Annotated in this window: 6 protein-coding genes; 1 reads left to right on the top strand and 5 read right to left on the bottom strand. The window is 69.1% G+C overall.

Features of this window, described 5'->3' with window-relative positions:
* Nucleotides 1-455: 455 nt before the first annotated feature.
* The 4 genes from rarD to recJ form a co-directional block, all read right to left on the bottom strand.
* On the bottom strand, nucleotides 456-1,379 hold the full coding sequence (rarD, locus tag VF329_07795; GenBank protein HEX7080899.1) for an EamA family transporter RarD: 924 nt from the start codon (nucleotides 1,377-1,379) through the stop codon (nucleotides 456-458).
* 37 nt (nucleotides 1,380-1,416) lie between these two features.
* The gene (gene lysS / locus VF329_07790) at nucleotides 1,417-2,961 is read right to left on the bottom strand and encodes a lysine--tRNA ligase (GenBank protein HEX7080898.1); all 1,545 of its coding nucleotides are present in this window, start codon (nucleotides 2,959-2,961) and stop codon (nucleotides 1,417-1,419) included.
* A 26-nt stretch (nucleotides 2,962-2,987) separates the two neighbouring features.
* Nucleotides 2,988-4,083 (bottom strand): peptide chain release factor 2 gene (gene prfB / locus VF329_07785; GenBank protein HEX7080897.1). Its coding sequence is split into 2 segments (ribosomal slippage): nucleotides 2,988-4,010 and nucleotides 4,012-4,083, totalling 1,095 coding nucleotides; the frame shifts between segments, so codons are not numbered across the junction.
* A gap of 36 nt (nucleotides 4,084-4,119) precedes the next feature.
* Nucleotides 4,120-5,793, bottom strand: a complete 1,674-nt coding sequence (recJ, locus tag VF329_07780; protein ID HEX7080896.1) for a single-stranded-DNA-specific exonuclease RecJ — start codon at nucleotides 5,791-5,793, stop codon at nucleotides 4,120-4,122.
* 107 nt (nucleotides 5,794-5,900) lie between these two features.
* On the opposite strand from recJ, the gene VF329_07775 reads away from it, so the two are divergent.
* Nucleotides 5,901-6,278, top strand: a complete 378-nt coding sequence (locus tag VF329_07775; protein ID HEX7080895.1) for an MTH938/NDUFAF3 family protein — start codon at nucleotides 5,901-5,903, stop codon at nucleotides 6,276-6,278.
* 97 nt (nucleotides 6,279-6,375) lie between these two features.
* On the opposite strand, the gene VF329_07770 is transcribed toward VF329_07775, so the two are convergent.
* Nucleotides 6,376-7,080 carry a peptidoglycan DD-metalloendopeptidase family protein gene (locus tag VF329_07770; GenBank protein HEX7080894.1) on the bottom strand — a complete coding sequence of 235 codons (705 nt, stop codon included), beginning with the start codon at nucleotides 7,078-7,080 and terminating at the stop codon, nucleotides 6,376-6,378.
* Nucleotides 7,081-7,110: the final 30 nt, after the last annotated feature.

Raw genomic sequence — 7,110 nt, 5'->3', positions numbered from 1 at the left:
CTTGGGGGCTCGTCTGCCGCCGTCCTGGCGGCAGACGGCCTCGGAAAGCGGTGCACCGCCCCACGTCCCCCAAACGTCGCGGTGCGCAAAGGCCCCTACCCACGGCGAAGCGCGATCAACGAAGCTCCCGGATCGCCGAGGGGAGCGCATGACGCCGCGATCGCGACGCGAACTGATGTGGCTGCCGAGCTCTGAGCACCACGCCTCGAAGACGCGCGCACGTCAAGGGGGCCGGGGCTCGACGTGGGCCTTTGCGAGGCCGTCTGCGGCCAGGGATGGCCGCAGACGAGCCGCAGGGACGCACTTCCGGCGTGCCTCGCAAAGGCACACGTCGAGACCCGACCGTGCGGCAGCCTCGAACGACCGCTCTTCGAGCGCCCCCGCCGTGCGAGAAGCCTCAGGGAACGCTCTTCGCTCGAGACCCGACCGTGCGGCGGCCCTCGTCGTATTCGACACTAGCTCGACGTGGCCAGAACCGCCTCCTTCGTGCGCGCGGATCGCCACGCATCCAAGCTGAACAGCGTCACCGCCACCCAGATCATCGCGAAGCAGACCGAGTGCGCGGTCGTGAGCCGCTCGCCGTACGCGAGGCCGACGACGAATTGCAGCGTCGGCGCGATGAACTGCATGACGCCGATCGTGGACAGCTGCAGCCGACGCGCCGCGAGCGCGAAGGCCAGGAGCGGCAGCACCGTGATCGGTCCCGCGAGCACCAGCAGCCCGGAGACCGCCGCGCCGCCGGAGCCGAACGCCGCGTCGCCGTGGTACATCAGCCATGCGAGGTAGGCCGCCGCGGCCGGAAACAGAATTACCGTCTCGATGAAGAGGCCCGGCATGCCGCCGACGGCGACGCGGCTGCGGATGACGCCGTAGATCGTGAAACACGTCGCGAGCGTGAGCGCGACCGCGGGAAATTCTCCGCCGCTGATCGTGAGCACGGCGACGCCGGCGGCCGCGAGCAACACCGCGGCCGTCTGCAGCCTTCGCAACCGCTCGTGGAAGAGCGCCACGCCGACCAGCACGTACATCAGCGGATTGATGTAGTAGCCCAAGCTCGCCTGAAAGATCCGGTCGTTCTGCACCGCCCAGATGTAAACGAGCCAATTCACGGCGATCACCACGGCGGCGATCGCGAGAAGGCCGAGCGTGCGCCGCGTCGCCACGGCCCGCATCACGTCCGGCCATTGCCGCCGAGCGAGGATGATCGGTGCGCCGAACGGCACCGCCCAGACGATGCGGTGGGCGAGCACCTCGAGGGACGGAACGGCCGCTACGACCTTGAAGTAGATCGGTAGGAAGCCCCACAGCGTGTACGCGACGAAGGCCGCGAGCACGCCGTCGCGCGCGCGATCGGCCGCGTCTTCAGTCGATAACGTCACCGCCGCCGCCCGAGGCCGCGAACACGGCGCCCGCAACTCATGCTTCCGGCTTCAGATGAGGAAACAGCAGCACGTCGCGAATCGAGGCCGTGTCGGTCAGCAGCATCACGAGCCGGTCCACGCCGATGCCGAGCCCGCCTGCCGGGGGCATGCCGTACTCGAGCGCGCGCACGTAGTCCTCGTCGTACACCATCGCCTCCTCGTCGCCGCGAGCCTTCGCCTCGGCCTGCGCGCGAAAGCGCTCGGCCTGGTCCTCGGGATCGTTGAGCTCGGAGAAGCCGTTGGCGATTTCCCGTCCCGCGACGAACAGCTCGAAGCGGTCCGTGAGAAACGGGTCGCCGTCGGTCCGCCGCGCGAGCGGCGACACCTCGGCGGGGTAATGCGTGACGAACACGGGACCGCGAAGACGCGGCTCCACGGTCTTTTCGAAGAGCTCGAGCTGCAGCTTGCCCGCACCGAAATCCGGAAGCACCTCGATTCCCCGCGAGCGGCAGAGCGCGGCGAGCGTCTCGCGGTCTCGGAGCGACTCGCGGGACAGCACAGCCGACCGGGCCAAAGCCGCATCGCTTTCCGCATTCGCCGCATGCGCGCCGCCGTGCTCGAGCAGCGCGTCCTCGAAGCGGATGCGCGGGAAAGCGGCGCCGAGCTCGAAGCGCTCGCCCTGGTACTCGATCTCGGTGCGCCCGAGCACCGCGCGTGCGGTCTCGCGCAGCAGCGTCTCCGTGAGCGCCATCATCTCGCGATAATCCGCATAAGCCTGATAGAGCTCCAGCATCGTGAACTCGGGGTTGTGGCGCGTGGACACGCCTTCGTTGCGGAACACGCGGCCGAGCTCGTACACGCGCTCGAACCCCCCGACGAGTAGACGCTTCAGATAGAGCTCCGGCGCGATCCTCAGATAGAGCGTGAGATCGAGCGCGCGGTGATGCGTCTCGAACGGCCGGGCGGCGGCGCCGCCGGGGATCGGGTGCATCATCGGCGTCTCGACCTCGAGAAAATCGAGCGCGTCGAGGAACCGACGGATGGTCGACATCGTCCGAGAGCGCAGGCGAAACACTTCCCGCGCGCGCTCGTTGACGATGAGATCGAGATAACGGCGCCGTACCTTGAGCTCCGCATCCGCGATGCCGTGCCACTTCTCCGGCAGCGGCCGCAGCGACTTCACGAGCAGCTCGAGCTCGGACACCGCAACGGAGACCTCGCCGGTGTTCGTCTTGAACACCTTGCCGACGGCGCCGACGATGTCGCCGAGATCCCATTTCTTGAAGTCGGCGTAGCGTTCCTCGGAGATCGCGTCGCGCTGCACGAAGAGCTGAATCTGCCCGGAGCGGTCCTGAATCTTCGCGAAGCTGTTTCGGCCCATCACGCGCTTCGCGAGCATTCGGCCCGCCACCTTCACGACGGCGTTCTCCCGCTCGAGCGTCTCTGCGTCGTGCGCGCCGTACGCGGCGACGATCTGCTGCGCGAGCGCCGTGCGGCGGAAGTCGTTCGGATACGCGTTACCTCGCTCCCGCAGGCGGGCGAGCTTCGCGCGTCTTTCGGCAATCAGCCGATTCTCGTCCAAGTGCTTGTCGTCGCTCATTCTGCTCAGCCGATGCGCCGGTCGGGTCAAAGTCCCTGCTTCAGGCTCTCCTGAAGGAACGGATCGAGGTCGCCGTCGAGCACTGCGCCCGGTTGGCCGGTCTCGTAACCGGTCCGCAAGTCCTTCACGCGTGACTGATCGAGCACGTACGAACGGATCTGGCTGCCCCAGCCGATGTCGGCCTTTCCTTCCTCGAGCGCCTGAGCCTGCTCGCGGCGCTTCTGCTGCTCGAGCTCGTAAAGCTTCGCGCGAAGCTGCCCCATCGCCGTGGCCTTGTTCTTGTGCTGCGAGCGGTCGTTCTGGCACTGCACCACGATCCCGGTCGGCAGGTGAGTGATCCGCACGGCGGACTCGGTCTTGTTCACATGCTGCCCGCCGGCGCCGCTCGACCGGTACACGTCGATCCTCAGGTCGCCCGGATCGATCTCGATATCGATATCGTCCTCGACCTCCGGCGAGACGAACACCGCGGCGAACGACGTGTGCCTGCGGTGCCCGGAGTCGAACGGCGATTTCCGGACGAGCCGATGCACGCCGGTCTCCGTCCGCAGCCATCCGTACGCGTATTCCCCGCGCACGTGAACGGTCGCGCTCTTGATGCCGGCGACCTCTCCCGGGGAGAGCTCCAGGATCTCGGTCTCGAAGCCGTGCTGCTCGGCCCAGCGCAAGTACATCCGCAGCAGCATCTCGGCCCAATCCTGGGCTTCGGTCCCGCCCGACCCCGCCTGAATGTCGAGGAACGCGTTGTGCGCGTCCATCTCGTGCGAGAACATTCGGCGGAACTCGAGCCGCTCGACGTCGTCCGCGGCGCTCAGCACCTCGCGTGCGATGTCGTCGAGCGCGCCTTCGTCGCCCTCGGCACGCGCGAGCTCGTAGAGCTCCGCCGCGTCGCGCAGCGTCTTGTCTAGGCGATCGAGCGTGCTGACGACGCTTTCGAGCGCGGCGCGCTCGCGGCCGAGCGCTTGAGCCCGCTCGGGGCTCGACCAGATGTCGGGATCCTCGAGCTCGCGATCGACTTCCTCGAGCCGCTCGCGCTTCTCGCGATAGTCAAAGATACCCCCTGAGAGCGTCGGCGCGCTCCTTCAGCTCGGCGATCCGAGCGCCGATTTGATTACGTTCCATCGATTGACGTCGCCAAGGGATTTTGGGGGCGCAATACTAGCACGCGGTCCGCTCGACGTGGTCGACGATGAGCTTCAGCTTCGGCGGCTCGAAATAGTCGTCGACCGAGAGGCGGTACACCACCGTCAGCTCGCCGTCGAGCGGCGGCAGGGCGGCGGCGCGGTTGAACGCGATCGCTTCCACCGGGCGGCGCCCGGACCGCGGCTTCAGCATCATTCTGACGTGCGCGTCCTTCAGCACCTTGTACCCGAGGAGCTCGAAGCGCCCGTCGAAGCACGGCTCCGGGAAGCCCTGCCCCCACGGCCCGGCGTCGCGAAGCAGCGCCGCGACCTCGACGGTCAGATCGTCGGCGTCGAGCTCGCCGTCGGTCAGGATCCGCTCCGCGAAGCAGTCGCCGTCGAGCAAGCGGCGTCCCGCTTGCTCGATCGCCGCCTCGAAGTGCTCGAACGCGCCGGATTCGATCGTCAATCCGGCGGCCATCGCGTGCCCGCCGAACCGCTCGAGCAGCCCCGGATGCCGGGCCGCGACCTCGGCGAGCGCGTCGCGCAGGTGAAAGCCCGGAATCGACCGGCCGGAGCCCTTCAGCCTGCCGCCGCTCGCCGGAGCGAACGCGAAGGTCGGGCGGTAGTAGCGATCCTTGACCCGCGACGCGACCAGCCCGACCAAGCCCTCGTGCCACTGCGGGTGCGTCAGGCACACGACGTGCGGCAAGGCCGCGCCGTCGAGACGCTGCATCGCATCGACGAGCTCGATCGCTTCCTCGCGCATCCGCGCCTCGAGCTCGCGCCGCTCGCGATTCAGCGCGTCGAGCCGCTCGGCGAGCGCGGCCGCCTCCGCGTCGTCGTCGGTCACGAGACAGCGCACGCCGACGGACATGTCGTCGAGACGTCCGGCGGCGTTCAGACGAGGTCCGATTTGATAGCCGAGCGCAGCCGCCGTCACGTCCGCAAGCTTCAAGCCGGCCGCGCGGATCAGGGCCGCGATGCCCGGCCGACACCTGCCCGCACGGATGCGCTTCAGGCCCTGGCTCACGAGGATGCGGTTCGATCGGTCGAGGCGCACGAGGTCGGCCACGGTGCCGAGCGCGACGAGATCGATGCCGTCCATGACCGCGTTCGGCTGCCCGACGGCGCGGCCGAGGGCAGCGAGCAGGTAGAAGACGACGCCGACGCCGGCGAGATGCTTCCCGGCGAACGAGTCGTTCGGCAGGTTCGGGTTCACGATCGCGTTCGCGCGCGGCAGCACGGCCGGCGGCAAGTGATGGTCGGTGACCAGCACGTCGATGCCGCTCGCCCGCGCCGCGTCGACACCGGCCGTGCTCGTGATGCCGTTGTCGACCGTCATGATCAGCGTCGGACCGAGGTCCCGGGTACGCTCGACCACCTCCGGCGTCAGCCCGTAGCCGAGCTCGAAGCGGTCCGGAATGAAATAGCGGACGTTCGCGAATCCGAGCCGCCGCAGCGTGAGCCACGCGAGCGCGGCGCTGGTCGCGCCGTCGGCATCGAAGTCGCCGACGATCACGATCGTGCCGCCGCGATGCTCGAGCAGCAGCTCCACCGCGCCCGTGAGCGCGTCGAAGCGACCGACCGGGATCAAGTGCTTCAGGTCGAGCGCGAGCTCTTCGGCGCCGCGAATCGGGCGGCGCGACAGCACTTGCCGCAGCACGCGATGCAAGCCGGCCGGCCACCGCCAGTGCTCGGAGCCGGGCATCGGCGGCCGCCGCTCAATTTTCGGCATCGCCGGAAACCTGATAACTTGACGATGAGGCCCGCCGGCGCACGCGGCGGCGAAGTGCGAGCACCTGCGAGACCGCAGAGATGGAAATAGCAAGAGAGACCACCGAGGCGAACGTGATTCGCGCGTGGGAGCCCGGCCGCGTGCGTATCGGGCAGGCCTGGTTCGAGGGCCACCTCGTCGTCGCCGCCGACCGCATCATCACGGGATGGACCGTGGCCTCGCCCGCCGACGTCGGCCTCGCGGCGCTCCAACCCGCGCTCGACCTCGATCCGGAGATCGTGCTGCTCGGAACGGGCGCCGAGATCCTGCTGCCGGACACGGGTCTGATGGCCGCGCTCGCCGCGCGCTCCGTCGGCCTCGAGATCATGAGCACGCCGGCCGCGTGCCGGACGTTCAACGTGCTGCTGCACGAGGAGCGCCGGGTCGTCGCCGCGCTGTTCAACCCGCCCGAGGGCTGATCCGTCACCGGCGCTCGCGACGCCCAAGTTCCCGCGCTCGCCCTCCGCACGAAGTCCCGCCTGCGCGGTCGAGCCGCGATGCATACCGTCGCGGCGATCATCTCTTCGGCGGAAGGTATTTGAGCGGATCGACCGGCGCGCCGTGCAGGCGGATCTCGAAGTGCAGGCGCGGCTGCCGCTCCGGGCCGAGGCCCATCTCGGCGATCTTTTGCCCGCGCACGACGGTCTGGCCCTGCTCGACGAGCAAGCGGCTGTTGTGGCCGTACGCAGTCAGATAGGTGTCGTTGTGCCGGATGATCACGAGCTGGCCGTAGCCGATCAATCCGCTGCCCGCGTAGACGACACGTCCTCCGGCCGCGGCCTCGATCGCCTGGCCGACGCGGCCGGCGATCGAGATCCCGCTCGGCAGCCCGCCGCTCGACGACTGAAACGCGCTCACGACCGGTCCGGCCGTCGGCCACTGCCATTCGGGCGGCGGCGAAGTCGGCACCGGCGGGGCGGAGCGCGCGGGCCGCGCCGGGGGCGCGGCGGCCCGCCTTCCTCCGCCGGCCGGCGAACCTGCCGCGGTGCGCGCGGCGGCGCCGGGGAGCGGCGTCAGGCGAAGCCGTTGCCCGACCTGGATGAAATCCGGATCGGGAAGGCGGTTCCAGCGGGCGAGATCGCGATAGTCGAGCCCGTACGTCCACGCGATACCGAACAGCGTCTCGCCGGGCTGCACGATGTGCACGCGAGCAGAGTCGTCGACGGCGGCGCCGGTGCATCCGGCAAGCAGCAGCGCCAGCGCAACCGGTGCCGCCCTCATCGACCCCGAAAGACGACGAGCACGGCCCGC

It is taken from the genome of Gammaproteobacteria bacterium (genome assembly GCA_036381015.1).
GTDB lineage: Bacteria > Pseudomonadota > Gammaproteobacteria > Steroidobacterales > Rariloculaceae > ZC4RG20.
Note: the sequence above shows the minus strand (reverse complement) of the source record. Positions and strands in the feature narration are given on the sequence as shown.